Source organism: Actinomadura sp. 3N508, assembly GCF_044326375.1.
Classification (GTDB): domain Bacteria; phylum Actinomycetota; class Actinomycetes; order Streptosporangiales; family Streptosporangiaceae; genus Spirillospora.
In genome coordinates this window covers 163,646-189,638 of the sequence record NZ_JBIRAX010000014.1, presented here as the reverse complement: position 1 = coordinate 189,638, position 25,993 = coordinate 163,646, and the positions used below count along the sequence as shown (strand labels likewise).

The 25,993-nt window shown below is 70.3% G+C and carries 18 protein-coding genes; 8 read left to right on the top strand and 10 right to left on the bottom strand.

Annotated elements, in window-relative coordinates; genetic code table 11:
- Positions 1–576, top strand: coding sequence for an antibiotic biosynthesis monooxygenase (locus ACH34S_RS37160; protein ID WP_395957590.1), 576 nt, complete (start codon positions 1–3; stop codon positions 574–576).
- A 30-nt stretch (positions 577–606) separates the two neighbouring features.
- Here the strand turns inward: ACH34S_RS37160 and ACH34S_RS37155 are convergent, their stop codons facing one another.
- Genes ACH34S_RS37155 through ACH34S_RS37145 form a run of 3 tightly spaced genes read right to left on the bottom strand, consistent with a single transcriptional unit; the run spans position 607 to position 4,155 of the window.
- Positions 607–2,406, bottom strand: coding sequence for a choline/carnitine O-acyltransferase (locus ACH34S_RS37155; protein WP_395957589.1), 1,800 nt, complete (start codon positions 2,404–2,406; stop codon positions 607–609).
- A gap of 18 nt (positions 2,407–2,424) precedes the next feature.
- Complete coding sequence (locus ACH34S_RS37150; RefSeq protein WP_395957588.1) at positions 2,425–3,237, bottom strand: class I SAM-dependent methyltransferase; 813 nt, start codon at positions 3,235–3,237, stop codon at positions 2,425–2,427.
- A 54-nt stretch (positions 3,238–3,291) separates the two neighbouring features.
- Entirely contained in the window at positions 3,292–4,155 is an 864-nt protein-coding gene (locus ACH34S_RS37145) for an arpA protein (RefSeq protein ID WP_395957587.1), read from the bottom strand.
- Positions 4,156–4,488: 333 nt separating this feature from the next.
- Here ACH34S_RS37145 and ACH34S_RS37140 point away from each other — a divergent pair, with 333 nt between their 5' ends.
- The gene (locus ACH34S_RS37140; RefSeq protein WP_395957586.1) at positions 4,489–6,288 is read left to right on the top strand and encodes a serine/threonine-protein kinase; all 1,800 of its coding nucleotides are present in this window, start codon (positions 4,489–4,491) and stop codon (positions 6,286–6,288) included.
- A 94-nt stretch (positions 6,289–6,382) separates the two neighbouring features.
- Entirely contained in the window at positions 6,383–7,606 is a 1,224-nt protein-coding gene (locus ACH34S_RS37135) for a PP2C family protein-serine/threonine phosphatase (protein WP_395957585.1), read from the top strand.
- A 55-nt stretch (positions 7,607–7,661) separates the two neighbouring features.
- Here ACH34S_RS37135 and ACH34S_RS37130 read toward each other — a convergent pair whose 3' ends face one another.
- The 3 genes from ACH34S_RS37130 to ACH34S_RS37120 all read right to left on the bottom strand — a co-directional run bounded on the left by ACH34S_RS37130 (position 7,662) and on the right by ACH34S_RS37120 (position 9,676).
- Positions 7,662–9,008, bottom strand: a complete 1,347-nt coding sequence (locus ACH34S_RS37130; protein WP_395957584.1) for a hypothetical protein — start codon at positions 9,006–9,008, stop codon at positions 7,662–7,664.
- Positions 9,008–9,265, bottom strand: coding sequence for a hypothetical protein (locus ACH34S_RS37125; RefSeq protein WP_395957583.1), 258 nt, complete (start codon positions 9,263–9,265; stop codon positions 9,008–9,010). Before ACH34S_RS37125 ends, ACH34S_RS37130 begins: the two co-directional genes overlap by 1 nt.
- Before the next feature lie 99 nt (positions 9,266–9,364).
- On the bottom strand, positions 9,365–9,676 hold the full coding sequence (locus ACH34S_RS37120; protein ID WP_395957582.1) for a hypothetical protein: 312 nt from the start codon (positions 9,674–9,676) through the stop codon (positions 9,365–9,367).
- 222 nt (positions 9,677–9,898) lie between these two features.
- Here ACH34S_RS37120 and ACH34S_RS37115 point away from each other — a divergent pair, with 222 nt between their 5' ends.
- Together ACH34S_RS37115 and ACH34S_RS37110 are read left to right on the top strand one after the other, a co-directional pair.
- The gene (locus tag ACH34S_RS37115; protein WP_395957581.1) at positions 9,899–10,435 is read left to right on the top strand and encodes a bacterioferritin; all 537 of its coding nucleotides are present in this window, start codon (positions 9,899–9,901) and stop codon (positions 10,433–10,435) included.
- A gap of 126 nt (positions 10,436–10,561) precedes the next feature.
- Positions 10,562–11,530, top strand: coding sequence for a TIGR03557 family F420-dependent LLM class oxidoreductase (locus ACH34S_RS37110; RefSeq protein ID WP_395957580.1), 969 nt, complete (start codon positions 10,562–10,564; stop codon positions 11,528–11,530).
- Here ACH34S_RS37110 and ACH34S_RS37105 read toward each other — a convergent pair.
- The 4 genes from ACH34S_RS37105 to ACH34S_RS37090 are packed head-to-tail and all read right to left on the bottom strand — an operon-like array spanning position 11,527 to position 21,384.
- Entirely contained in the window at positions 11,527–13,656 is a 2,130-nt protein-coding gene (locus tag ACH34S_RS37105; protein WP_395957579.1) for a DEAD/DEAH box helicase, read from the bottom strand. The two genes, ACH34S_RS37110 and ACH34S_RS37105, sit on opposite strands and share 4 nt — an antisense overlap.
- Positions 13,653–14,996, bottom strand: coding sequence for a BREX system ATP-binding protein BrxD (gene brxD / locus ACH34S_RS37100; RefSeq protein ID WP_395957578.1), 1,344 nt, complete (start codon positions 14,994–14,996; stop codon positions 13,653–13,655). Before brxD ends, ACH34S_RS37105 begins: the two co-directional genes overlap by 4 nt.
- Positions 14,996–17,716, bottom strand: a complete 2,721-nt coding sequence (gene pglZ, locus ACH34S_RS37095; protein WP_395957577.1) for a BREX-2 system phosphatase PglZ — start codon at positions 17,714–17,716, stop codon at positions 14,996–14,998. Before pglZ ends, brxD begins: the two co-directional genes overlap by 1 nt.
- The gene (locus ACH34S_RS37090; protein WP_395957576.1) at positions 17,713–21,384 is read right to left on the bottom strand and encodes a phage resistance protein; all 3,672 of its coding nucleotides are present in this window, start codon (positions 21,382–21,384) and stop codon (positions 17,713–17,715) included. Before ACH34S_RS37090 ends, pglZ begins: the two co-directional genes overlap by 4 nt.
- Before the next feature lie 265 nt (positions 21,385–21,649).
- On the opposite strand from ACH34S_RS37090, the gene ACH34S_RS37085 reads away from it, so the two are divergent.
- The 3 genes from ACH34S_RS37085 (at position 21,650) to ACH34S_RS37075 (ending at position 25,560) form a co-directional block, all read left to right on the top strand.
- On the top strand, positions 21,650–22,906 hold the full coding sequence (locus tag ACH34S_RS37085) for an ATP/GTP-binding protein (protein ID WP_395957575.1): 1,257 nt from the start codon (positions 21,650–21,652) through the stop codon (positions 22,904–22,906).
- A gap of 100 nt (positions 22,907–23,006) precedes the next feature.
- The gene (locus tag ACH34S_RS37080; RefSeq protein WP_395957574.1) at positions 23,007–23,513 is read left to right on the top strand and encodes an RloB family protein; all 507 of its coding nucleotides are present in this window, start codon (positions 23,007–23,009) and stop codon (positions 23,511–23,513) included.
- Positions 23,514–23,589: 76 nt separating this feature from the next.
- Entirely contained in the window at positions 23,590–25,560 is a 1,971-nt protein-coding gene (locus ACH34S_RS37075) for a tetratricopeptide repeat protein (RefSeq protein ID WP_395957573.1), read from the top strand.
- The last annotated feature ends 433 nt before the right edge of the window (positions 25,561–25,993 follow it).

The following is a 25,993-nucleotide window of genomic DNA, read 5'->3' as shown; positions in this document are numbered from 1 at the left end:
ATGGCGGAAGGGGACGGCGAGCCCGTCACGATCGTGATCACCTGGGACGTCCGGCCCGGGCGGGAACGCGACTTCGAGGAATGGGCGGAGGGCCTGCACCAGGTCGCGACCCGCTTCCCCGGGCACCGGGGCGCGACCTGGCTGCGCGCGGAAGGGTCGCGGCACCGGTACTACACCGTGGTCAACTTCGCCGACCAGGACGGGCTCGACCGCTGGCTGGCGTCCGGCGAGCGCGCGGAGTGGATCGACCGGGTCCACGGGATCGCGACCGAGCACCTCCGCGACACCACGGGCCTGGAGACCTGGTTCAGCCTGCCGGGCGAGTCGGTTCCGGCGCCGTCCAAGCTGAAGATGATCGCCGTCACGTTCATCGCCGTGTACCCGCTGAGCCTCCTGCTGCAGGCGTTCGTGACGCCGATGGCGACGTCGTGGCCGCTGCCGCTGAAGGCGCTGACCTTCCCGGTGATCGTGGTCCCGTTGCTCACCCTGGTCGTCATGCCGGCGCTCAGCAGGCTGTTCCGGCGCTGGCTGTACCCGGTGGGGCGGGTGCACCGCCCCGCGAAGCCCGGCCGCTAGGCCGGGCGGTGACCGGGCGGTGGCGGGGCGTCAGGCGAGCAGGTCGCGCAGCTCGTGGACGGCCTCCCGGAGCCGCTCGGCGAACGCGAACATCGCGCCCGCCACCGGATGCGGGGTGCTGAGGTAGACGTTGAAGCGGTCCGGGAGCAGGACGTAGGCGACGCCGATGCACTGCTCGCTCGTCGACCCGAACCCGAAGTACCGGATGTTCGCGGACGGCGCCGAGCTGGTGCTCAGATAGTCGTTGCGCATGACGAGCCAGCCGGGCGAGTCGAACAGCGGCAGCGGCCCGGCGAGGCCCGGCTCGGCGCCGCTCCGCTCGTGGATCAGCTGCAGCTCCCACAGGTGCTGCTCGGGGGCCTGCCCCGCCTGGCACTCCTTCGCCCGCCTGACATGGGCGTCGGCGGCGGCGCGGAACGCGTCCCGGCGGATCGTGCGGCCCGCGCCGGGATCGTCCATGAGCTCGGCGAAATGCAGCACCTCGGGCGTGACGACGCGCATCGCCTCGGTGCGCCCGTTGCGGTACTGGCGGGTCGCGATCGACTCGTAGGTGGCGCCGACGAAGCCCTTCGCGCGCTTGTGGGCGAGCTGGTAGGCCATCTGGACGAACGCGTCCGGCGACATCTTCAGGCTCTTGATCGCGTCCGCGCCGAAGCCGTCGAACGAGACGGTCGTGGTGGCGGTCGCGGCGCCGTACGCGGCGAACGAGGACGCGGCGTCCTGGATGTCGCGCCGCAGCCCGTCGTCCAGCACGAACTCGATGGGCTCGATGAGGGGGAGCCCCTGCGACTTGGCGCCCGACCGCTGCGCGACCACGGCGGGCGGCGTGCCGAGCAGCGCGTCGACGAAGCTGAGGATCGTGGTGCCGTCCAGGCGGCAGTGCTCGACGTTGACGCCGGCCGTCCCGTCCGCGAACACGATGAACGACAGCGCCTTGTCGAACCAGCGGTTGCCGCTGTCGCCGTGCAGGAGGTGGTCGCAGGCGTCGAGGGTGTTCTTGGGCGTGAAGTCTTCCAGGCAGACGCAGAACAGCGCCGTCTCCACGGCGTCGAGCGCCTCCGCGTTGCGGGGATCGGCGGCGAGCAGCGCCATGCGGCTCTCCGCCCACTCGGCGCGGGCCTTGGTGGTGAGGTGCCCGGCGGACGGCTCCGGCGCGGTCTCCGCCTTCATGATCGTGCCGAGGCCGGCGGTCAGCTCGTCCAGCGCGTGCGGGCGGCCGCCGGGGCCGAGCACGTCCATCCGGATGATGTTGCCGCGGTAGAACACGACGATATGGCGGGCCTGCGACGGGCCCGGCCAGTCGTCGGTGTACGGGGCGCGGACGGTGTCCTGCCGCACGCCCGGGATGCGCGTCGTGGAGAACAGGAACTTGTTCTGCACCATCGACAGGGGGCGCCCGCGCTGCACGGCGGGCGGGACCGCCTCGTCGTCCAGCCGCAGCTTGTAGTCCAGCGCGCCGGCGATGAGCCCGGCCGCGCGCTCCACCTGGTCCTCGCCCGAATCCCTGAACAGGAAGAAGAAGTTCGCGTTCAGCGCGATCCGGTCACGCCGGCCCAGGTAGCGGTACGGCCAGAACGTGTCGAGCCAGCTGTCGACGCCCTCGGACGCGTCATAGCGCTCCAGCGCAGCCTGGAGCTTGCGGCCTGGCCCGTCCGGGCGGGCGAAGTCGGCCAGCGCGGCCTCGGTCCTGGTCCGCTCGTCCACGGTCAGCAGCGGCGCGCACCACTCCATGAACCGCCGGCACGTCGCGTCGAGCGTGGGCAGCGGCACGCGCGGCAGATCGGCCTCGTTGCCGAAGGTGCGGGACGAGAATTCTTCGCTGGCGTTCAAATCATTCCTCGTTGTTCTTCATTGGTCGGTCGGCCGTGAAACATAGAGCTGTGCGTAGAGCCACCCGCCGGTCTCCACGCCCGACGGGTCGACGCCGACGTCCGACAGCCGGTCCAGGACGAGCGAGCGCTCCTCCGGCGTCGCGAACCGCCGCTGCCTGAACAGCCCGCCGTGCCGGACGGTCGCGTACCCGGCGGCGGCGAGGACGCCCGCGATCGCGTCGAACGGGAACATCCGCAGCACGAAATGCGCCATCCACGGGCGCCGTCGCCCGTGCGCTCCGGCGATCCGGGAAATGGTCCGCTCGGTGACGTAGCCGAGGCAGCCGGTGGAGATGACCAGGTCGGCTCCGGCGAGCCGGGTTCGCTGTTCGCCGGTCGGGTCGCCGTTCTCCAGATCGGCGTGGACGGCGCCGTCCAGGAAACCGGCTTCGAGCGCGTAGGAAAGGGCTTCCTCCGATGCGTCCAGGCCGAGGAACCGCACCCGGCTTTCCTTTTCAAGGGAACGGACCAACTCCCGATCGCGGCTCAGCAGCGTTCCGCGCGTGTGCCGATGGGCGTCGCGGCCGCTGTAGCGATCGTACAGGTCGCCCATGGTGATGCCGTATTTCACCAGGGCCGCATTGATGCCATAGGAGCAGCCGATATCCAGAACGGTCGGTACCGGGACCCGATGCGCCTCCCGGTATTCGGCGATGAGCCCGCGGAAGTGCGGTTTGGCCAGTTCCGGGATGTGGTAGTCGAGATCGCGCAGCGCGGCGAAGTAGGCGCGCGGATCGGGACTCGTGTAGATGTGGCCGAGCGAGATCTTCCCGGTCGTGTCGACGCGCACGGAGGTCCTCCGAGTCGAGGGTGATGGGGCTCGGTCTAGGTGATGGGGCTCGGTCTAATCGAGCAGGCGGTCGACGCGGACGGCGCGTCCCTCCGCCGCCAGGTGCTCGGGCATGACGCGGCCGAACAGCTGCCGCGTGCGGGCGACGCTGCCGACGACCCCGGGCCGCTCGCTGTAGGCGAAGATCGCCGTGTGCCGCGCCGTGTCCCCGGTGACGGTGCTGACCCGGTGCAGCGCGTACCGTCCCTGGAAAAGCTGCAGGTCACCGGGGTGGAGCGTCAGCCGCCGGACGAGATCGCCGCCCCGCCCGGTGAGCACCCGGCGGACGTCGCCGAAGTTCTCCGACTCCGCCGACCGGATGCCGGGGCAGTACTCGAAGGCGCCGCCGCCCTCGGGCTCCTGCGTCAGCAGGCTCACCGTGAACTCGTTGGTGTCGAAATGCCAGGGATGCTCCATCCCCGGGTTGACGACGTTGAGGCACAGCCCCGACAGCGGGTCGGCGAGCTCGTGCACGCGCGGCAGCCCGAAGCAGTCCGCCACGAACCGCTGGAACAGCCCGCTCGAATACAGCAGGTGAACGATGGAGCCCGCCGGGATGCGGTCGCGGGCGACGAAGGCGTTGCCCCGCTCGACCGTGATACGGCCGGGGTGATCGTCCGGTAATGGGGTGCGGATGTCGATGTTGTAGGCGTTGACGGTTTCGACGTCATAATGCGCGTCCGGCGCGATCGCCGCGCATTCGGTGCGCAGCGCGTCCCGTAATGGGGCGCGAATGAAATCGGGCAGCACGCGGCATCCCGATTTCGCCAGCTCGTCCCTGGCCCGGGAAACGACGGCGTTCCATGCGGCGCCGCCCGGCTCCGTCAGCGGATAGCGCTCCGTGTCGATCACCCGGCCGAGAGCCTCCGCTGCGTCCATGGGTATCCTTCCGCGTCGGCGAACCTCAGACGGGTTTTAGCACAATCCCCTCCGGCAATTCATGGCAGCGCTTTCCCGAACGTTCGGCAGAAGCCGATAAGGCGGCCCCGTGACCTGTGCCTTCGGACGTCCCAGCAGCCTCCCGGAGGCGGGAACCTCAGCCGGGGTCACGGGTCCAGCGGCCGGAGGCGCCCAGCGCCGGAGGTCGCACGACCCGAGCACGGGGGTTCCAGGGGGTCGCCCCCCAGGGCAAAAAGCGCGAACCTTTCCTTACGCAGGGGCGTCAGCGTCCTGTGGGACATGAACGAGCAAGCGCGGTACAGGGAGCGTGGGATGGACTGGCGGCTGGCGGAGTTCACCGAGGACCGCGAACTGGGACGCGGAGCGCAGGGACGCGTCGTCCTCGCCCACCACACCCAGTCCGGGACGCCCGTCGCGATCAAGTACCTCGCCCAGGGTGATCCGCAGGCGGTCGCGGCGCTGCGGTCCGAGGCGCAGATGCTCGGCCGGCTGACCAGCCCGTACGTGGCGCGCCTCTACCGGTTCACCGAGAGCGAGCACGGCGCCGCGATCGTGATGGAGGCGATCAACGGCGCGTCGCTGAAGGAGGTGCTGCGCGAGAACGGGCGGCTCGAACCGGAGGCGGCGCTGCTCGTCCTGAAGGGCTCGCTGCTCGGGCTCGCCGCCGCGCACGCCGTCGGCGTCGTCCACCGCGACTACAAGCCGGCGAACGTCGTGGTGCAGGCGGACGGGCTCAGCAAGCTGGTCGACTTCGGCGTCGCCGTTCTGGCCGGGGAGGGCTCGTTCGCCGGGACGCCCGTGTACATGGCGCCGGAGCAGTGGCGCGGCGAGGCGTCCTCGCCCGCCACCGACGTGTACGCGGCGACCTGCGTGTTCTTCGAGTGCGTGACGGGACGCCGCCCGTTCGCCGCCGGCGAGCGGGCGGCGCTGATGAACCAGCACCTCACCGGGACCGTCGACGTGGCGGACGTGCCGGAGCCGCTGCGCCCGCTCGTCCTGCAGGGCATGGCGAAGACGCCGGGGGAGCGGCCGCTGGGCGCGGCGTCGTTCGTGACGATGCTGGAGTCCACGGCGGTCGCCGCGTACGGGAGCGACTGGGAGCGGCGCGGCCTGCGCGCGCTGGCCGCCGCCGCGGTCGCGCTGGCCGCGCTGTTCCCGCTCGCCGCGCTCTCGGTGCCGGGAGCGGCGGGGGCCGCCACCGCCGGGACGGCGGGCGCGGCCGGAACGGTGAGCGCGGCGGGCACCACCGGGACGGGCGTGGGCGCGTCCGTGAGCCAGGGGTTCCTCGCCACCACCGCCGGGAAGGCCGGGCTGGCCGCCGCCGGTGCCGCCGTGGTCGCGACGACGGCGGGCGGCGTCTACGTGGCGCGGGACAGCACGGAACCGCCGCCCGACCCCGTCGCGGTCGTCGCCATGGCGGCCGACAACCGGACGCTCACCGGCGACCGGGCGAGGATCGAGATCCAGAACACGCGGTATCCGACCGTCAGCGGCCTGAACGATCCCGCGCTGCAACGCCGGATCAACGCCGCGCTGCGCGCCCCGCTCGACCGCCTCATCGAGATGGCGCGCACGACCAGGATCGACTGCCAGGGAAAACCCCTGAAGCTGGGCGCGGAGACGAGGCTCGGGCTCCGTGGCCCGCGGCTGGTGTCCGTCCGCTATTTCCACGTCACCGACTGGTGCCAGCAGGCGGACGGGTCGCCCGGCGGTGAGACCGTCACCGTCGACCTGCGCACCGGCCGCAGGCTCACCAACACCGACGTGTTCCGTCCCACCGCGCTGACGGACGCGGGTGTGGCCCGGATCCGCTCGCTCGTCGCGCAGCACCCGGTCCCCGGTGAGCGCCGCTGGGACGACTGCAGCCCCGACGGAAGGTTCGAGCGCTCCGACTTCCTCCCCCGTAAGGGCACCGAGCCGGGCGCGCAGGCGCTCCCGCCGTTCCTGAGTGCCTTCTTCACGCCCGCCGAGTTCCAGGTCTCCTACCTCGCGGGCGGGAGCGACGGCTGCGGCAACCTGAACTTCGGGGCGGCGTACGCGACCGTCCGCGATCTGCTGAAGCCGGAGATCGTCGCGATGCTGCCCGGCGGGCCGTCCCCGTCCCGCACCTGACCAGGCGCGACTTTCAAGACATGGGCACGGCCACAGTGGGTAGGCCAAGTCGAATGGATCCGGGCAAGGAACGGATGACGCGGGACGGCGACCGATGCTGAGAGAGCTGGTGGCGGCCAGCCACCTGATGTCGATGGAGCAGCTGCCGGGCGCGGTGGCCCGGCACGCCGCGGACGCGGGCCTGCACGACACCCTGATCTACATGGCGGACCTGCAGCAGACCGTCCTGCGGCTGCTGACCGGCAAGGGTCCGGACGCCGGGCAGGATCCGGGCCCGGAGGCCGCCGAACTGAACATCGAGGGCACCATCGCGGGCCGCGCGTTCCAGACCTTGGAGCCGGTGACCGGGCAGATCTTCGACGACGGGACCTGCCACTACTGGCTGCCGATCCTCGACGGGTCCGAGCGGATCGGGGTGCTCAGGACCACCGTCCGCCAGGACGACGACGGGGCCAAGGACGACGCCGAGTACCTGGCCGGCCTGGTCGCGCTGATGATCGTCAGCAAGGGGCCGTACAGCGACTCGCTGTCCCGGCTGGTACGCACCAGGGAAATGACGGTGTCGGCGGAGATGCAGTGGCGGCTCCTGCCTCCGATGACCTTCGCCAACAACCAGGTCGTCATCGGAGCCGCGCTGGAACCGGCCTACAAACTCGGCGGCGACACCTTCGACTACGCGCTGGCCGGCGACACCGTCCACCTCGCGATCTTCGACGCCATGGGCCACGACACCACCGCAGGCCTGACCTCCAACCTCGCGATCGCCGCCTGCCGGAACGCCCGGCTCCACGGCGCGAACCTCGTCGAGACCGGGCAGGCGATCGACGAGGAACTGCAGGGCCGGGACGGCGACGACGGGCGGTTCGTCACCGCCGTGCTGATGCAGCTCGACCTCCAATCCGGCGTCGTGTCGTGGATCGCGTACGGCCATCCCGAGCCGGTGATCATCCGCGGGGCGCGCTGGGTGAGCACGCTGGAGTGCCGTCCGGGCACGCCGCTCGGCACGGGGCTCGGGGTGGTTCCGGAGCTGTGCAGCGAGCAGCTCCAGCCGGGCGACCGCATTCTCCTCTACACCGACGGCATCGTGGAGGCGCGCGACCCCGACAAGCGGGAGTTCGGCCTGGAGCGGTTCACCGACTTCATCATCAAGCGCGAGGCCGACGGGATGGCCGTCCCCGAGACGCTGCGGCGCCTGGTCCGCAGCATCCTCGAACATCATGAGGGACGCCTGGACGACGACGCCACCGTCCTGCTCCTGGAATGGCACGGCCCGTGCGACATCCCGAAGGACCCCGAGGCCCCGCTGCGGCAGACCTGAACGCAGAACGCCGGGCACCCCTGCGAGGGGATGCCCGGCGCATGCCGAGGCGTGATCAGGCGTCCGGCATCGGGCCGGGCGCGGGGCCCCGCACGTACCGGACGGCCCACCGCACCAGCCCGCGCCCCACCCCGTAAAGGATCAGCGCGACACCGGCCAGCGGCAGCACCAGGAGAACGATCTGCAGCGCGGAGGTGATCAGCTCGAGCGCCCCGGCGCCGTGCGACGCCTCGGACGCGAGCCGCTTGATCATCCACCAGTCCTTGGCGATCAGCTCGGGGACCTGGCTGATGATGAGGCCGATCTGGAAGATCAGCACCGGTATCACGGTCAGCACCCAGACCGTGACGAAGATCTGCGGCCATCGCTTGAGGTCGGCGAGTTCCGCGCCCGCGGGGCGGCGCAGCAGCGTGCGGCGCAGGATCGGCCCGATGTACTTGAACAGGTCGGGGACGCCGATCAGGTCGGACATGATGTAGTACCCGTCGAACCGCAGCGTCGGCAGGAGCTGCTGGAACATCTCCAGATTGACGTACAGGACGGCGATGAGCAGCGGCTCGAACCCCGTCAGGTGGTAGGCGAGCGCGAGCGCGACGACGAACACGGCGTTGAAGTAGACCCCGGCGAGGTCGGCGCGGAGCCGCCCGCCGCGGCCGAGCCGGTACGACTCGGTGATGTCGGTGTAGAACGCGGGCCACACGAGGTAGATGCCGCAGCCCATGGCGCCGGGCCGGACGCCGCCGTACCGGCAGGCGCTGGCGTGCCCGAACTCGTGGAACGCGACCGAGGCGACCCCGAGCGCCATGACCAGCAGGATGGTGACCGGGTTGACGATCATGAGCGCGAACGCGTCCGCCACCGACGCGGTGGTGAGCATCCAGGCCTCGCCGGCCACGAACGCGGCGAGCATCATCGCCATCACCACGGGCCGGAACAGCCAGCCGAACAGGCCGCCGACGAACCAGGTGAACGACTCGGGGAACACCGCGACCCGCCACTTCAGCGCGAGGAACGGGTCGGCCTTGACGGACGGGGGCTCCCTGCCGTCGCTGTAGGTGGTGACGCCGAGCGGCGCGAGCTTGCGGTCGGCCAGGTAGACGATCTGCTCGGCGGTGACCCGCGCGCCGGCCTCCTCGGTGACCGCGTCCGCGATCCGGTCGAGGGCCTGCGCGACGTCGGCGCCCGCGAGGTCGCGGTGCGCGTGCAGCGCCCTGGCGAGGACGTACAGCAGCGGCGGCAGCCGGACGAGCTGCCCGTTCGGCAGCCGGACCAGCTGCGGCGGCTCCCGGTAGCCGGAGTTCTTGAACTCGCCGAGGAGTTCCGCGCCGTCGACGAGCCTGGGCAGCGTGAGGGCCGCGGGCGCGTCGGCGCCGTCCACGGCCGGTGTGCCGGGGGTCCCCATCAGTGCTGCTGGACGACGGTGCCGGGCACGCAGGTCAGGGAGGAGTACGGCGCCTGCGCGAGCAGGCCCGTCCCGAGGAGACCGGCGTTGCCGGGGGAGCTGATCGCCTGGCAGGAGTACACGACCGTGGTGCTGCCGTCGCCGTCGCCTCCGCCGAGCGGCGCGGCGGTGGAGAGCACCAGCCGCGCGGGGAGGACCTCGGGGGCGAGCCGGTCGAGGTCCGCGTAGGTGAGTGCATGAGGGTTGGTGTCGCGCATCGGTTCGCTTTCGCCTTGTCCGGAAAGAGGGGGAAGGGCTGGCGGGAGAACGCCAGCCCTTCCCTGGCGGGCCGAGGCCCGCCGTCAAGCCATGCCAGATCAGTGGCTGGAACCGACCACCGTGCTGCTCGCGCAGGTGAAGGACTGGTTGGGGTTCTCGGAGGAGAGCCCCAGGGCGCCGATGAGCCCGCCCTGCGAGTGGTTGATGTTGCTCTGGCAGTTCGGAACGACCGCGGTGACGCCCTCGTCGCCGCCGCCGTGGCCGTGGCCGCCGCCGAGGTTGAGGTTGGTGTTGTCGTTCTCGTTGTCGTCGTCGTGGCCACCACCGACGAGGAGGGTGGACAGCACGGCGCGCTCCGGCAGGACCTCGCCGGTCAGCTTGTCCAGCTCGCTGTAGCTGAAGGACTTCATGTGGTTCCTTTTCTCCCTTGTCACGCCCGGTTCTCAAGGTGGATACCGGATGTCCCTTTCCTCGCCTCAGGTCGAAGCGAGGTAGCTCTACGTATAGCAGATGTCACTCTCAGTGGCCAACTAAGGGGCGCGCGGCTCGCCGTGGCGATCAACCGGACGGCATGACGCGCGCAGGGCGGGTAGGGGGCCCTACGTTCGCGTGCTGACCAGGAAGGACGGGAAATGGCCGACAACAGCTTCAGCATCGACGTGGCGGCGATCCGCGACCGCGCCCGGCAGAAAATGGCGGACGGGCCGGTGACGGAGGGATATCGCCGGAGCGCCGACCAGGTCATCGGCGTCCTCAACGACGTGCTCGCCACCGAGATCGTCTGCTGGATGCGCTACTCCCGGCACGCGATCAGCGCCAGCGGGATCGACCGGGCGCAGGTCGCCGCCGAGTTCAGCGAGCACGCGGACGAGGAGCGCGACCACGCGATGCGCGCGGCCGAGCGGATCAACCAGCTCGGCGGCGAACCGGACTTCGACCCGGAGACGCTCGCGACCCGCTCCCACACGACCTACGAGACGTTCGACGACGGCGACCTGACCGGCATGCTCAAGGAGAATCTCGTCGCCGAGCGGATCGTCATCGAGTCCTATCAGGAGATCATCCGCTGGCTCGGCGACGGCGACGTGACCACCCGCCGGCTGATGGAGCACATCCTCGAAGAAGAAGAGGAACACGCCGACGACCTGGCCGATCTGCTCGGTTACTGAGCCGATCCCTTTGATCGCCGAGCCGATCTCCCAGACCGCCGGGCGGAACTCTTTCGATACCGAAACGAGACCTGTCCTGACCATGTCTTGACCATTCGACGCGTCCGGAGGGGTAGGCGAGCCCGCATGGAATTCGGATACACGCTGCTCTGCGAACAGACACCGCCGAAACAACTCATCGCCGACCTGGTGGAGGCGGAGGAGGCCGGCTTCAACTATTCGGTCATCTCCGACCACTATTTCCCGTGGCTGGAGGACCAGGGCCACTCGGCCTACGCCTGGTCGGTGCTCGGCGCGCTCGCCCAGGCCACCCACCGCATCCCGCTGATGACGTTCGTGACCTGCCCGATCATGCGCTACCACCCGGCGGTGGTGGCGCAGAAGGCGGCCACGATGGGCGTCCTGTCCGACGGCCGCTTCACGCTCGGCCTCGGCTCGGGCGAGAACCTGAACGAGCACGTCGTGGGACGCGGCTGGCCGTCGGTGGACGTCCGGCACGAGATGTTCGAGGAGGCCGTCGAGATCATCAGGGCGCTCTTCGGCGGCGACTACGTGAACTACCGGGGCCGCCACTTCACCGTCGACTCCGCGAAGCTGTACGACCTGCCGGACCGTCCCGTCCCGATCGGGATGGCCGCCTACGGCCCGCGCGCCGGCCGCATCGCGGCCCGCCACGCCGACGCCCTCATCTCCGACCAGCCCGTGGGGAAGGTCGTCGACCTCTTCCACAACGAGGGCGGCGCGGGCAAGCCCGTCTACGGCCAGATCCCGGTCGCCTACGGCGACGACTACGACGAATGCGTCCGGCGCGCCCACCGCATCTGGAGGTTCTCGGCCCCGGCCTGGAAGGTGATGGCCGAGCTGCCGGGCCCGGTGAACTTCGAGGCCGCCTCCCAGACCGTCCGTCCCGAGGACGTCGCCAAGTCGGTCCCGTGCGGCAACAACGTGGACGACTACCTCCGGGCCGTCCGCCAGTGGGCCGACGCGGGCTTCACGCACATCTCCTTCTGCCAGTCGGGCCCCGACCACCAGAAGGACTTCCGCACCTGGGCGGAGGCCGACCTCCTCCCCGCCCTCCGCGAACACTTCCCCTAAAGCATGAGGCGGCACGGCTCGCCCAGGACGATCTCCGCACCGCGCAGATCGGCCAGGCGCGCCGACAGCGTCGCCTCGGCCAGGCGCTCCGGGAGCGCCTCGCTGAACTTCAGCCCGTGTAGCGCCCTGACGTCGGGCGCGGGCAGGCATGGATGCTCGCGGGCCTCGTCGCGGGCGGACTTCCAGCCGGGGGCGGTGAGGCCGGCTCGAAGGCGGATGCAGAAGTCGTCCACGCGCTGCCCCGGGTCGGCCAGATCGCCCAACGTCGCCTTCAAGGTCGCGTTGGTGCGGTGACCGGCCCACGTCCACCAGCGGACATCGTCGCCGGACCGGGCGATCACCGTGCCGCCGGGGTGGACGGTGTCGATCGCCGCTTCCCGGACCGTGGCGAGCACCTGCTCCCCGCGCCGGGTGAGCCGGACGGGCGGCGTCGCGCCGAGCAGCACCTCGCGGACGGCCCGGGACAGGGCGAACGACATGCCGTCCAGCGCCGGGACCGTCCACCGGGCCTTGCCGCCGCCGTCGGCGGGTTCGACGAAGCAGCGGCGGCGTTTCCAGTCGATCCAGGTCACCCGCCAGGACCGGCCGGCCAGCAGGAGCAGCCGCGGCCCGTCGATCCGCTCGGTGAGCAGCCCGGGGTCGGTGCGGCCGATCTCGTCCCGGCCGCTGAGCACCGTGAACTCGGGCATGGCGGTGAACGAACTGGTCAATTCCATGAAATGCCGATGACCGAAGCGTTTTTCCGCTTCCGGCCCGATGAACAACATGCCGCCGTCGGAGTCGAGGAAACCGAGCTCGGTCAGGTGGCGGACGACGGGTTCGGCTCCGTCGCCGAACCGGCCGAGCCAGTCGCGCCACAGGTGGGAGCCGATCCGCTGCTCTTGGAGGCAAAGCGCGAGGAGTTGCTGGGCGACGATGTGCCGGGGCTCGGGAGGCGGCACGACCGGCTCCACCCAGCCCTGGCCCCACAGCAGGAGGAGCCCGGCGGCGTGCAGGAATCCAGGCTCGTCCAGCGCAAGAAAAAGGCAGTTCCGGACGGTTCCCGTGCGCCTTCCGGCGCGGCCGAAGCGCTGGAGGAAGGACGCGACGGACGCGGGCGCGTTGATCTGGAGCACACGGTCGAGGTCGCCGACGTCGATACCAAGTTCGAGGGTGCTGGTCGACACGATGACGCAGTCGCGGGCGTCCGCGAACGCCTGCTCGGAGCGTCGCCGCTCGTCGGCCGACAGCGACGCGTGGGACAGGAAGGTCGTTACGCCACGCGCGCGCAGGGCGGCCCCGAGTTCCTCGACGAGCCGTTTCGAGTCGCAGAAGACGAGCCGCTTCTCACCGGGATGCAGGGCCGCGATGACCTTGGCGGCGTTGGCGATGGAGCCGACATGGTCGAGTTGCACGTCCCCCGGCGGCGGCCGCCCTGCGGGTTCCGTGAACGCGGGGTGGCTGCTCGGACGTTCCGGGATCTCCACCCCGGGCGCGATGACGTGGGCGGAGCGGCGAACAGAGCCCTGGAGCCAGCTCAGCAGCGACTCCGGGTTCCCGACCGTGGCCGACAGCCCGACACGCTGGATCGGTGCGTCCGTCAGCCGCGCCAGCCGTTCCAGGACGGCCAGCAGATGCCAGCCCCGGTCGTCGCCGGCGAAGGCGTGCACCTCGTCCACCACGACGGCGCGGACCCCGGAGAACCAGCGGCGATGCTCCACCTTTGTGCTCACCAGCATGGATTCGAGTGACTCCGGGGTGGTCAGCAGGAGCTCGGGAGGTTCGCGCAGCAGCCGTGCGCGCCGCCCGCCGGTGATGTCGCCGTGCCAGATCCCAGCCCGCATCCCGAGCCAGCCGGTGTAGGTCTCCAGGCGCGGCAAAAGATTGTTGAGCAAAGCCTTAAGCGGAGCCACATAGATCAGCGAGACCGGCCCCCAGGATTCCGAGGCCATCCGCGTCAGCAGCGGGAAGACGGCCGCCTCCGTCTTGCCGCCTGCGGTCGGCGCGAGCAGCAGCGCGTCGTCGCCGGCCAGCAGCGGCGCGAGCGATTCGTCCTGAAGCGGGCGCAGCTTCGCCCAGCCCAGGCTGTTGACGACGTGATGCGCGAGGGACGGGTGGAGCGCGCCCGATCGGCCCGCGAGGCTCATGGCGGGTCGAGTTCGACGTCGTCGGCGTCGGCCGCGCGCTGCCGCCACGCATTACGCTCCACGTCCGACAGCTCGGCGGCCGAAAGGGTAAGCGAATAATGGCGACGCGGATCGAATTCCTCGAACTGGTCCACCCGATCGAGCACCTGCTCGACGAGCTTGCGCAGGAAGATCCGCGGGGCGATGCCGACCTGCCCGCCCAGCTCACCGGACACGGCACGCGCCAGCTCGCCGACGTAGGAATCGTCGGCCATCGACGCGACGCGCGGATGCGCCCCCACCGCGTAGAGGTCGCGGACACGACCACCGAGCCGGACGAGTTTCTCCTGGTCGAACCCGGTCAGCCGGATCTGCACGGCACGGGGGTTGTCGAACCTCGGGTCGCCGAAGTCGGTCGCGAGCCGCTGCGCCAGCGGCGGGAGCCGCTGGACGCCCTGGGTGCCGTCGAAGAACGCCGGAGTCCCGGTGATCATCAGGTAGAGGCCGGGGAAACGGCCGCCGTCCATCTCGTCCAGGAGCTGGCGCAGCGCGTTTAGGCCCTTCTCCCGGACGTCGCCGCGCACCCGCTGCAGCGTCTCGATCTCGTCCAGGACGACGAGCAGCCCCGGATGCCCGGAATCACGCAGGACCGCCAGCAGCCCTTGCAGGAACCCGAGGGCGCCGAAGTGGTCGAGATCGCCCTTGATCCCGGCGGTCCGCTTGGCCGCCGCGGACACGTTCGGCTGCCCGCCGATCCAGGCGATGAGCCCCTCGGCGACGGCGGTGTCACCGGCGAGAGCCGCCCTGCGGTAGCCGCGCAGCGCGGCGGCGAACGCTGGCGTCGTGCGCGCGACGGACGCGAGCCGCTGTTCGAGCAGCTCGTCGACGCCCCGCTGGAGGGCGCCCGCGTCGGGCATCCCGTCCGCGTCGGCCGGGACCGAGCCCGCCGCGAGGACGTCCTCCTCCAGCGTGTAGAACCAGCCGTCGATGACGTCCCGCAGCGCGCTCGGCCGGTGCGACGACGTGGCGAGCCGCTCCACCAGCCGCCGGTACACCGTCTCCAGCCGGTGCAGCGGGGTCTCGGTTTCGGAGACCTGGATCTCGGTGACGGCGAACCCGCGCCGTTTCGCCCGCTCGGCCAGCCACCGCGCGAAGAACGTCTTGCCGGAGCCGTACTCGCCGCGGACCGCCTTGAACACCGACCCCTTCGCGGCGACCGCGGACAGCTCCTCGTCCAGCGCGTTCTCGAACCGCTCCAGCCCCACGGCGAACAGGTCGAGCCCGGCGTGCGGGACGGTGCCGCGCCGCAGCGCGTCGATGACCTCCCGGCGCCGTGCCGCGCTCACTGCGGTGACGTCCATCAGCTCTCCAGGAACTGGAGCGTCAGCAGCCGGACGTCCAGCTCCACGGTGCGGCCGCCGTCGCTCTCGCTGATGACCTGGTAGCCGTCGACATTGAGGAGCCGCCCGACCGTGGACAGGTAGCCCGGCATCCGGAACGCGGGCTGCCCGACGAGCGCGGCGGCCTGCCCGGTCGGCAGCTTCCCGCCCGCGTCGGCGAGGCCGTCGACGAGCGCGGCGATCTCCTCGTCCGGCGGCGCCTTCCGCACGAACCGGCGCTGCGCGGCGAACAGCGCGGACGCCACGATCTGGGTTCCGAGCCCCGCCGTGGCCGCTGCGGCCTCGGTGACGCTGAACAGCGCGTCGTCGTCCTGGACGACGGTCTTCCGCGGCGCGGGCGGCGGCGCGGGAGCGCTCGGGAGCGGGTTCCACCATAGCGGTTCGTGCAACGAGGTGGTGTCGTACTCGAACCAGCCCTTGGGGGCGGGCACACCGGGCGGGACGAATACCAGCACGGGGATCACCATCTCGGCGGGCGACACACCGCCGTGGTACCCGGCACGGCGGGGAAGGTAGCGGATGCGCTCGTCCCAGGGCACGGTCACCTCGCCGCCGCTGGCGAGGACGCGCGGCCCGCGCACGGCGAATTCGCCGTCCCCGGGAGCACCGGTGCGGTAACGGGCGGACTCGGCGGTCACCGGCTGCACCCCGTCGCGGTGGTCGAGCACGTGCCCGTGGTCGGAGGTGATGATGACGGGACGCCGTGCCCCTGCCGCCTCGGCGAGCAGGGTGGGGAGATAGTCGATCTGGTCGAGCCGCCAGGTCGGCGCGTTGACGCGGAAGTCGTCCGCGAGGGCGTCGTCCACGGTGTTGAGGACGACGCCGACGACCGTTCCCGCGTCCGCGATGGCGCGGCGGACGTCGTCCGCCAGCCGCGCGCCAGGCCCGGTGCCGAGACCCGCCTTGTGGAACAGCGCGCTGCGCCGCCCACGCCACATCGCCGCGAAACCGCTGCGCTCCTTGGACTGCCCGCCGGACGTGAGAGCGCCGCAGAACAGGCTCGCGCGGGAGAAGACCGTCGCGGACGGGATGGTCGCGAGCGCCGCCTCCCGCCCGTCGGCCTCCCGCCCGACCTCCCGCCACGTCCGGGTCGCGGTGACCTCCTCGGCGAGCGCGCAGGCGTTGGCGGCGCTCATCCCGTCCACGACGATGATCAAGGGTGCGGCGCGCTCGGCCATGGGACGGGCCGTACCCGCGAGGAGCGTCTCGGCGAGCAGCAGCCGCCCGGGCTCGGCGGACGCCTCCGTCCACGCGACGAGCCGGTCGGCGAAGGCGTGATCGAGTTCCGCCCTGCGCGCCCTGACGGCGTGGAAGACGGCGGAGTAGGCCGCCTCCGCGCGCGGCACGCGGCTCGTGTCGGCGTTGAACACGACCGTCGCCGCCCTGTCCGCCCACCCCCACGAGCGGATATGCCGGGTGGCGCCGTCGGCGACGGTGGCGGGCGGCTCCTCCGGGGCCGTCAGCCAGCGGACGAGCCGGACGGCGCACACCGCCGCCTCGACCTCGTCGGTGCGACCGCCCGGGCGGCGGTGTTCGAGCAGCGCGTCCAGCGCGGCCTCCGCCTCGGCCAGCTCTCCCGCGCGCGGTGCGGGCAGGACGGACGCCAGCTCGCCCGCGAGCGCGGTCAGCCTCGCGTCCAGCCCCGCGTCCAGGACCTTACTCGTGCCCGCAAGGTCGCCGACGCGCAGCTCGGCGAGGATCTCCTCGGCGCGCGAGCACGCGAGCCTGGCCTCGGCCGTGTGACCGTTGTCGTTCCAGCGCAGCACGAGCGACTCGGCCGCCTCGGCGAACGCCCGCAGCGACGTCTCGTCCGGGGCCGTCCCGCCGAGGAAGCGCTCTTCTGCGCGGACACGGGCCTCGGCGAGAGCCTTCTTCCGTCCAGCCGCAGGAGCGTACAGCTCCGCGGCCGCGAGCCCGAACGGCACCGCGTCCCGCACCTGCCCGCCCGCCAGCAGCCGGAACACCACCCTCGCGACCGGCCCGACCGATGCCTCCAGCCAGCTCGCGAGCCCGGCGCGCTCCTCATCGGGCAGTGCGGTGAACCGGCCGACGCGCAGCTCGTCGCGGCTCCATTCCAGCAGTGCCGCCGCGTCGAGCCGCTCGTCCTCGTCCTTGCCGAACCGCGCCGCCGTCAGCCGCCGCAGCACCGTGTCGAGTTGCAGGACGGGCGCGTTGACGTGCCTCCAGCCCGCCCCGGGCTGCGCGTCGATGAGGGCCTCGGCCACCCAGCGGTACTCCCGGCCGCTGAGGCGCGGATCGAGCCGCCGCGCGCCGAACGCTTCCGCGACCAGATCCCATCTGTTGATCGTCCGGACCTCGTTGCCGAGCGCCCGCGCGAGCACCGAGTCGCCCAAGTCATCGTCTTCGCACGGGGTCAGCACCACCAGGTACGCCTCGGGGGCCCGCGGCTCGTCCAGCGCTTCCAGGACGGACAGCACGGTCCCGCACGCCCGGACGACCGCCGTGACCTTCTCATCGCCGTCGACCGCGACGGTCACCTCGCCCGACAGATGCCGCCACTCCGGCGCGGCGCGAAGCAGCAGCACACGCTCCTGCCCGGTGGACGGCCCGAACCGCTCGCGGTGCGCGGCGGCCTTGCGCAGCGCATGCCGCAGCGCTCCTTCGACGACACTCGGGTTCGCCTCGGGCACGACATTCCGTCCGCCGGTCTGCTCGCTCATTCGTGCACAGTCCGCCACGTGATGTCCAAGGTTCTGTCCGGACGGGCTTCAGCGGTCGCGCGCAGCTCCTCGATCACTTCTTCGATGTCACGCCCCAGGACGCGCCTGTTCCATGACGCGACCCCGCTGCCCGTCAGCGTGGCCGTTGCCACGATCGTGCCGCCTCCCGAGTGATGCTCCCCATCGGTGCGGTCGATGATGAGGTCTACGGCGAGGCTTTCGATCTCCTGGATCTGGGCTTTGAGCGGGACGGTGTACTCGTCGTGGCGGGAGGCGCTGCGCAGGCGTGCCAGCAGGGCGGCGGCGCGTTCCTGCTTCGGCCCTGCGGTTTCGGCCAGGGTGGGGAGCTGGTCGAGAATGCGCCACTGGAGGGCTGGAAGCGTGCTGACGAGATCTCGGACGCCCGTCAGCACGGCCCGGTAGACGTCTCCATCCTCGGGCAGTTCAGCAGCGGCCAGCTTCTTGAGCAGCTTCGTCGGGTCCGTCTCCGCAGCCACCCGGTTGAGCAGGGCGGCCATCGCCTTCGAGGTGACGAGGCGGGGCGAGTCGTCGTCCAGCCCGAGGGTGACACGATTGTCGGTGGCGATCGTGACGAGCGTTTCCAAAGAACTGACCAGGTCGCCCGCCTGAACGCGCACGGCGCTCGCCATGGACTGGACGGCCCGTGCCGTGTTCACGGGCTGTTTCGGCACACCGAAGATCGCCTCGGCGCGCTCGCCCGCGCGCTGGAATTCCTCCTCGCTCGGCAGTTCCTGGCGGCGCAGCATCATGTCGGAATGGATGTCGCCGGGTTCCTGCGGGGCGATCTGCCGGTCGCCTCGGAACCAGGAGCGGTTGTCCTGCAGCGCGTAGCAGGCGGTGATCAGGTCGACGATGAGCGGCGGCAGGCCCGGCTGTTCCTCCAGAATCCATTTCCGTACGTCGCGGACGACGACCTCTTGAACGGGACGGCCGCTCTGCGCGGCCCTACGCCCGAGCAGCATCTTCCAGTCGTCGCGCAGGACGAACACTTCGCTGACGGTGGCGATCTGCGCCGGGTGTGCGACGCGCTTGAGCACCGGCACGTCGGTTTTGGGAACCTCAAGCCTGCCGACCCGGTTCTGCACCGCTTCTTCCACGGTCCGCAGCACGGTGGAGACCTCGCTCTTGCGGATCACCTGGCGGCGGCCGGTCGGGTCGAAGTCGGGGTGCTTGGGGTAGGCGTGGTCGAGGAGCTGCCCGGCGAGGCGTTGGAGGGCGTCCCCGAACTCGACGCCCGCCGGGGTGCGCAGTTCGAGCCGGGAGTCGAGCGCGATGACCGGGTCTTCGGACCTGGCCCCGAGGTCGGCGTCTTCGGGGCTCGCGAGCCCGTAGGCGCGGCGCAGCGCGGTGCGGAGCTTGTCGCTCAGCGCCGCCTGCCGGTTCCGGAGCTGGCTGCGCGCATGGTCGCGATCGCTGGCGCTGAGGGTGGCGGTCAGCTCGTCCAGCCGGTCACCGCGCTCCAGCAGGTAATTGATGCGGATCAGGTCGCCCAGCTCCACGAGCCTGGCCCTGGACAGGAACGAGGGGAGCCACGCGAGCGTCAGCGGCGGGTCCGGTTTCTCTTGCAGCGACTGGAGCCGCCGCCGGTCCTCGGCCGGGCCCTTGTCGCCCTCGTCGAACGGATAGTCCACCACCATGCGCAGCGCGCCCGGCATCTCCGGCTCGAACTGCTCGTCGGGGAGCCGCTCGCGGTCCCGCACGTTCCCGAAGATCAGCTCGACGACCCGTTCGGTGCCCTTCCACACGATGGGGCGGGACGTGACGAACTCGCCCTTGTCCTGCGCCCCGAACTCGTTCCACAGCATCGCCTTGACGAGGCGCCGCTTGGCCGCGTCGTCGTCGACGTTGACGACATTGCGCAGGATCCCGGCCGTGTCGACGCGGATCAGCGATACCTCGACCGTCGGGTCGTCGCCCGCGGACACCTGGAACTCGCCGAACTCGCCCGCCAGGTCCCGGAGGGTCTTGCCGACCATCACCCGGTCCTGCCCGGGAAGCATCGTGACGATCGAGCCGTGGTTGAGCGCGGCGAGCCGCCCGGCGGTCAGGGTGCGCAGTGCGGGCACGTTCGGCACCAGCGCTGCGAGCAGCAGCGTCTTGACGACGAGGTCGTCCGCCCGGAACGCGTGCCGCGACGGCAGGTCCGCGACCTGCTCGGGCGTCAGCCCGTGCTTGTCCAGCAGGTAGGGGAACAGGCGGCCGGTGTAGAAGTCCTTGGCCTGCTGGAACTCGCCGCGCAGCTTGTCGGTGAACGGGCGGTCCGCGCCCCGCGCGAGCACGTCGTAGATCGCACCGAGCGGCATGAGCTGCCCCACCGGCAGGACGTCGCGGTAGTCGACCAGGAGCTGCTGCATCAGCTTCAACGCGGTCCGCTGCCGCTGCAGCGCCGACGAGATGTCGACCATCGCGTGCACGAACGCCGGGCTGAACGGGTACGTCGCGCGGAACGCTTCAGCGTCGGACGCGCCGCCCTGCGCGTCGAGCAGCGCCTCCCACACGTCCGAGCGGGCGTTGGTGACGCGCTCGAACGCCGTGTCCAGCGCCTTCTCCGCGTCCTTGCTCTTCGGGCGCAGCAGCCGGGCCTTCACCACGGCGGGCAGGTTCCGGTCTTCGAGCTTGATGGTGTCGAACCGGCCGTCCCAGTACTTCAGCGTGTCGAACAGGCTCGCCGTGGTGGCGCCTGCGACGTCCCGCCCGACCAGTTCCCGCAGGTCCCGCTGCCGGGGCACGAAGCTGATGATCGGCGCCGGCCGGTTGTGCTCGGCCGACTCCACCAGCTTCGACACCTTCTGCGCCTCGGCCTGCACCCGCTCGATGTTGCCGATGTAGCCGGACAGCCACAGCACCAGCTCGTCCAGCAGCAGCACGATCGCGTCGTAGCCGAGGACGTCCTTGGCGTGCCTGCTGATCTCGGCGAGCCCGGGGTCGAGCCCGATGAAGGAGTCGGTCCCGCTGACGGCGTCGGCGTACCGCTTGAAGTGCGTGGCGGTGAGGCTTCCGACCAGCCGCGTGCGCTCGCCGTCACCGGGCGGCGCGGCGAGGGCGGCGTCGAGCTGGTCGCTAGTCCAGGCGACGGCGTTCCATTCCTGTTCCTCTTCCGTCCCGGTGGACATGCCCGCGATGAACGCCTCGTCGCCCAGCGTCGCCCGCAGCTCCCGCGCGTCGGCGAGCAGGCCCTCGTCCCGGTAGACGGCGGGCAGCGGCGCGTCCGGATGCAGCTCCCGCACGTGCCGGACGTACCCGCCCAGCACCGCCGACTCCAGCGACACCGCCTCGATCATGTGGAACGGGACGAGCAGGAACCTGCGGTCCTTCAGCCACGCCCGATGCTTCCGGACGACGTCCTTCAGCCCGTCCTTCTGCAGCGCCTCGGGCTCCCCGCGCAGGATCGCGTGCAGCACGGCCATGAAGTGGCTCTTACCGGACCCGAACGACCCGTCCAGGTACACGGCCCGCGACTGCCGCCCTTCGACGGTCGACTGGATGATGCCGAGGGCCTGATCGAAGCATCCCTTCAGCTGGTCGGTGACCACGTAGTCCCGGACGGTCGAGTCCGCCTCGACGCCCTTGGCCAGCATGAGGACGAAATCCCCGGCGAGCACCCGCTCGGGGATGTCGATCAGGTCCCGAAGCAGCTGAACCGCCATCCTCGCCCCGCTCCCACTCCAACCGTCAATCCGCACCGCGCGTCTCGCTCAGATGTCGGTCAGCGCGGACAGTCAGGCTATAGGAGTACTCGCCGCAGGCCGTCAGTGCTTGGCGATCTGTGGCGGTATCGGATGGTCTTCGCCGCGCCGCCACTTGTGGCTACACGTAGCTACAAGTATTTACTAGTCGTTACTGGTAGGCACGCGTACGGTTTTCCTGCACACTGGAGGATGAGTACGTCTCTGATTGGGGGTAAGAAGCCCGATGCTGCTAAGTTTCCGCGCAGCAAACCATCGGTCGCTGCGAACGGAGCAGCAACTGCTGCTCACGCCCGTCTACCCGGCGGACCAGCCGGAGGACGCGCCGTGGGAGGCGCTGACCGTGGCCGGGATCTTCGGCGCGAACGCCTCCGGGAAGTCCAACGTGCTCGACGCGTTCCAGTACATGACCTACATGGTGCGTTGGTCGTTCAGGGAGAACGAACCGGGTGCCGGCATTGAGCGCCATCCATTTGCTTTGGATGACGCCATGGCTGACGAACCGTCCATGTTCGCCGTAGACGTGGAAATTGATGGAATTCGTTATACCTACGGCTTTGCGCTCAACGACAACAAGATCGTCGAGGAGTGGATGTACAGCTATCCGCTCAAGAAGCGACGTGTCATCTTCCACCGCCAGGGTGATCACTTCGATTACGGTGAGCACTCTCGCAAGGGGCTGCGTCAGGTCGAGGAACTTGCCGAACCCAACGTTCTCTTCCTGTCTTTGGCGTCCCGCTCCAAGCAGGAAGTGGTTCAGCCGGTTTACGAATGGTTTCAGCGAATCGCGTGGCGCACTTCTAGCAAGGATTTTCTGACCCCATTTTTGGGTCCCCAAATACGCTATACGGATCGTATTACGGATTTGCTGCGTGCGGCGGACACCGGAATTGTGGGCACTGAAGTCGTTGAGGAGAGCGAGGAAGAATATGCCGCACGCGTCGCCAGGCTGAAACGCGGTGAAGACAGGGCACCGTCTCGCCGAAAGCAGCTCTACTTCCGGCATCAAGGTGCTGACGGCAAGGCGTTGTTGAGCCTACGGGAGCAGTCGACGGGCACTCAGAGCCTGTATCGGTTGGCGCGCCCGATCTTTGTGGCACTCGACCTCGGAACCCCGTTCGTCGTCGACGAACTCGATGCAAGTATGCATCCAATCCTGACGGCCCAGTTGATTAGGATGTTCCGAGACGAGGCGACCAATCCTCGCGGCGCTCAATTGATCTTCACTAGCCACGATGTGTCCCTGCTGGGGCGTATCGCGGGTGAGGACGTTCTGCTCCGTGATCACATCTGGTTCACCGAGAAGGACGAGTGCGGCGGTACCGAGCTTTTTCCTGTCTCGGAGTTCAAGCCGCGTAGCGAAGAGAACCGCGAGCGCCGGTATCTCGCCGGCCGTTACGGCGCCGTGCCGCTGGTCAGTGACGAACTGTTCGCAGCCGCGCTAGGTTCCCGGGGAGACTCCGGCGATGCCGAAGAGTTCTAGCAATAACGGCCAAAGGGGGCGTTCGGTTCGGTTCGAGACCGAGACCAATCTTCGGCGCAGGAAAGCTGGGGCGCGATCAGAACGACGCAGCTACCTCATCGTGTGCGAAGGCAAGACGGAAAAGCTCTACTTCGGCGGTATGCGCCAATGTGTGAGACGAGTCTCGCAGCTCACGGTCAAAGAACCGGGCGAGGACCATCTGAGCCTGGTCAGGAGAGCGGCTGAGATTCGGACCGCGGAGTATGATGAGGTGTGGTGTGTTCTCGATACCGAACTGAACGACGAACTCGTCGCAAAGCTCCGCACTGAGGCGGAGCGCCTCGACGTCAATCTTGCGCTCTCAGCGCCATCATTCGAGTTCTGGCTGATCCTGCATCTCAGGGACTGTAGCCGGCCCTTTCAGAGCGCGCGGGAGGCGGAGAAGCAGCTGAGGGCAATTTTGCCGAGCTGGTCGAAGACCGCCACCCGGTTCGACGATTTCGAGAGCGGTGTCGCGGATGCGTGCAAGAGAGCGCGAAGGCTGCATGACGGTGACGGATGGCCGCCTAACCCGTCAAGTGGTGTTTGGCGGCTGGTGGAGAACATCCGCAGAGTCCCCGGCGAGTAGCCTCTATTCTGCCGCGTCGTTCAGAATCCGATCACGCTCGTCGTCGGCACCGCCGGGGTGACAAAGGTCCCTCGTCGTGCATTGGGGCGCACGCACGGAGGACTGCTTCCTGACAGCGCTCGGTATTGCGCGGCGGGCGATCCCCGGCGAGGTGGACCAGGGCGCGGCGCTGTACCGGTCGCTGCTGTCCGGCGCTCCCGGTTGCGCGGTCGTCGTGACCGGGCGCGGGGCGCTGCCGGGCCTGGTCGCCAGGGACGGGGCCCGCCGGATCACGGTGCGGCTGCTGCCGGAGCAGGACGCGGTCGCGCTGCTGCGGGCGGCCGGTCTCGCGTTCCGCCTGGACGAGCAGGCGCGGTTCGCCGAGCTCGCGCACGTGTGCGCCCGCCTCCCGCCGGCCCTCCGCGTCGCGGCCGAGCGCGTCGCGGCCCGTCCGTGGACGCCGCTCGGCGAGCTGATCACGGAGCTGCGGAGCGAGTCCGGCCTGCTGGACCCGCCCGCACGCGGCGACGACCCGGACGGCGCGGACGAGGCGGACGACGCGGACGCCATCCGTGCCGTGTTCACGTGGTCGTACCGAGCCTTACCGGCGAAGGCCGCGGCCCTGTTCCGGGCCTTGTCCCTGCATCCCGGACCGGAGTTCGGCGCGGGCGCGGCGGCGGCGCTCGCCGGGGCGGGGGACCGCGCGGCGCGGCGTTCGCTGGACGCGCTGGCCAGTGCCCATCTGATCGAACCGGGGCCGGGAGGACGCTTCCAGTTCCACGAGCTGCTGCGGAGTTACGCGATGGACAGATCCAGGCGGGAGGACCGCCAGGACGACCGGAACCGGGCGGTGCGGCGGATGCTGACCTGGTACATCTACACGGCCGACGCGGCCCAGACCTGGATCAACCCGCAGGAGAGGAACGTCCCCCTGCCACGGGCGGAGGAGGGCGTCGAGCCGCTGGAGTTCGACTCCTACGACGGCGCGGTCCGCTGGTACGAGCGCGAGCGCGCCAACCTGGTCGCGGCGACGCGGGGCGCGGCGGACAACGAGCTGCCCGAGCACGCGTGGAAGCTGTCGGTGGTGCTGCGCAACATCTACATGCGGTTCAACCCGTTCGAGGACTGGGTGGCGACCAGCCGGATCGGCCTGGAGGCCGCGCGCAGCGCCGGGGACAGGCGGGGCGAGGCGGAGCTGCTGGAGAGCCTCGGCATGGCCTACACCCAGTCGCACGAGCTGGAACGCGGTGCGGAGTCGCACAGCGCCGCGCTCCTGATCCGCCGCGAGTCAGGCGACCGGGAGGGAGAGGCGCTGTCGCTGAACGCCTTGGGCCTTGTCCACCTGCGGAGCCGGCGCCTGCGGGAGGCGCTGGAGATGTTCGAGCGCGGGATGGACGTCTACCGCGCGCTGCACGACGCGCGCTGGGAGGCCGTCCTCGCGGCCAACGTCGGCGAGGCCCGCGTCGAGCTCGGCGACCTCGACGGGGCGGAGCCGACGATCCGGCACGCCCTGGCGCTGTTCAGCGAGCGTGCGGAGCGCGGCGGGGAGGGCAACGCGCTCCGGCTGCTCAGCATGGTGCGGCGGGGCCGCGCCGACGTGCCCGGGGCCCTGGACGCGGCGGGCCGCGCCGTGGGGATCGCCCGGCGGTACGGCAATCCGACCTGGGAGGGCTACTGGCTCCTGGAGCTGGCCAGAGCGCAGCGGGCAGCGGGCGAGCAGGACAGCGCCCTCCAGGCTTGCCGAAGGGCGATCGAACTCCAGGGAACGATCGGCGACCGGGTACGGGAGGCCCTCGCCTGGGACGGCGCAGGGGAGGCCGCTCGGGATCTCTCCCTGCTGGAGGAGTCCGAGACATGCCACCGCCGGGCCGTCGGCATCCTCCGCGAGTACGGCGGCAACCGCTGGCCACTGGCACTCGCGCTGGACAACCTGGCCGTCACCCTGACCGCGCGGAACCGCCGCGACGAGGCCCGCAGCTCCTGGTCGGACGCCCTGCACGAGCTATCAGGCTTCCACGACCCGGCCGCGACACGGCTTCGCACCCGAATCCAAGACGCGACGCGCTGAACCCGTCCCCGCGAACATGTCGGAAACGATGAATTAGCTCGCCACCACTTGGCCCTCGACCAGTGTCCCCCCCATTACGTCGAGGCGGAACGTGGAGTTTGGGACGTTCCGATAGGGGCCGGATCAGAGAACACTTCCCGCTTCGCCTTTCCGTGGCGCCATGGTCGATGAGACGGAGGCCGGCCGGTTGTGTCGGCATTCCGCACCGGAGCGGGACGCAACGAAGCGGCGCTCGCGGGGGGGGCGACGTGGGATCCAGGCTGACGCTCGCAGGCGCTCCCTTCAGGCCTGGGCACCGCCGGAGGACTGGAAGACCGCTGGCACGCCGAGGGGGCCGGTCTGATCACGCGATCCTGCGGGTCGGGCACGGACCGTCGAGTCGGCGGGAACGGTTCCGCCATTTCGATCAGTTTGCTGGGTAGAGTCTGGACAG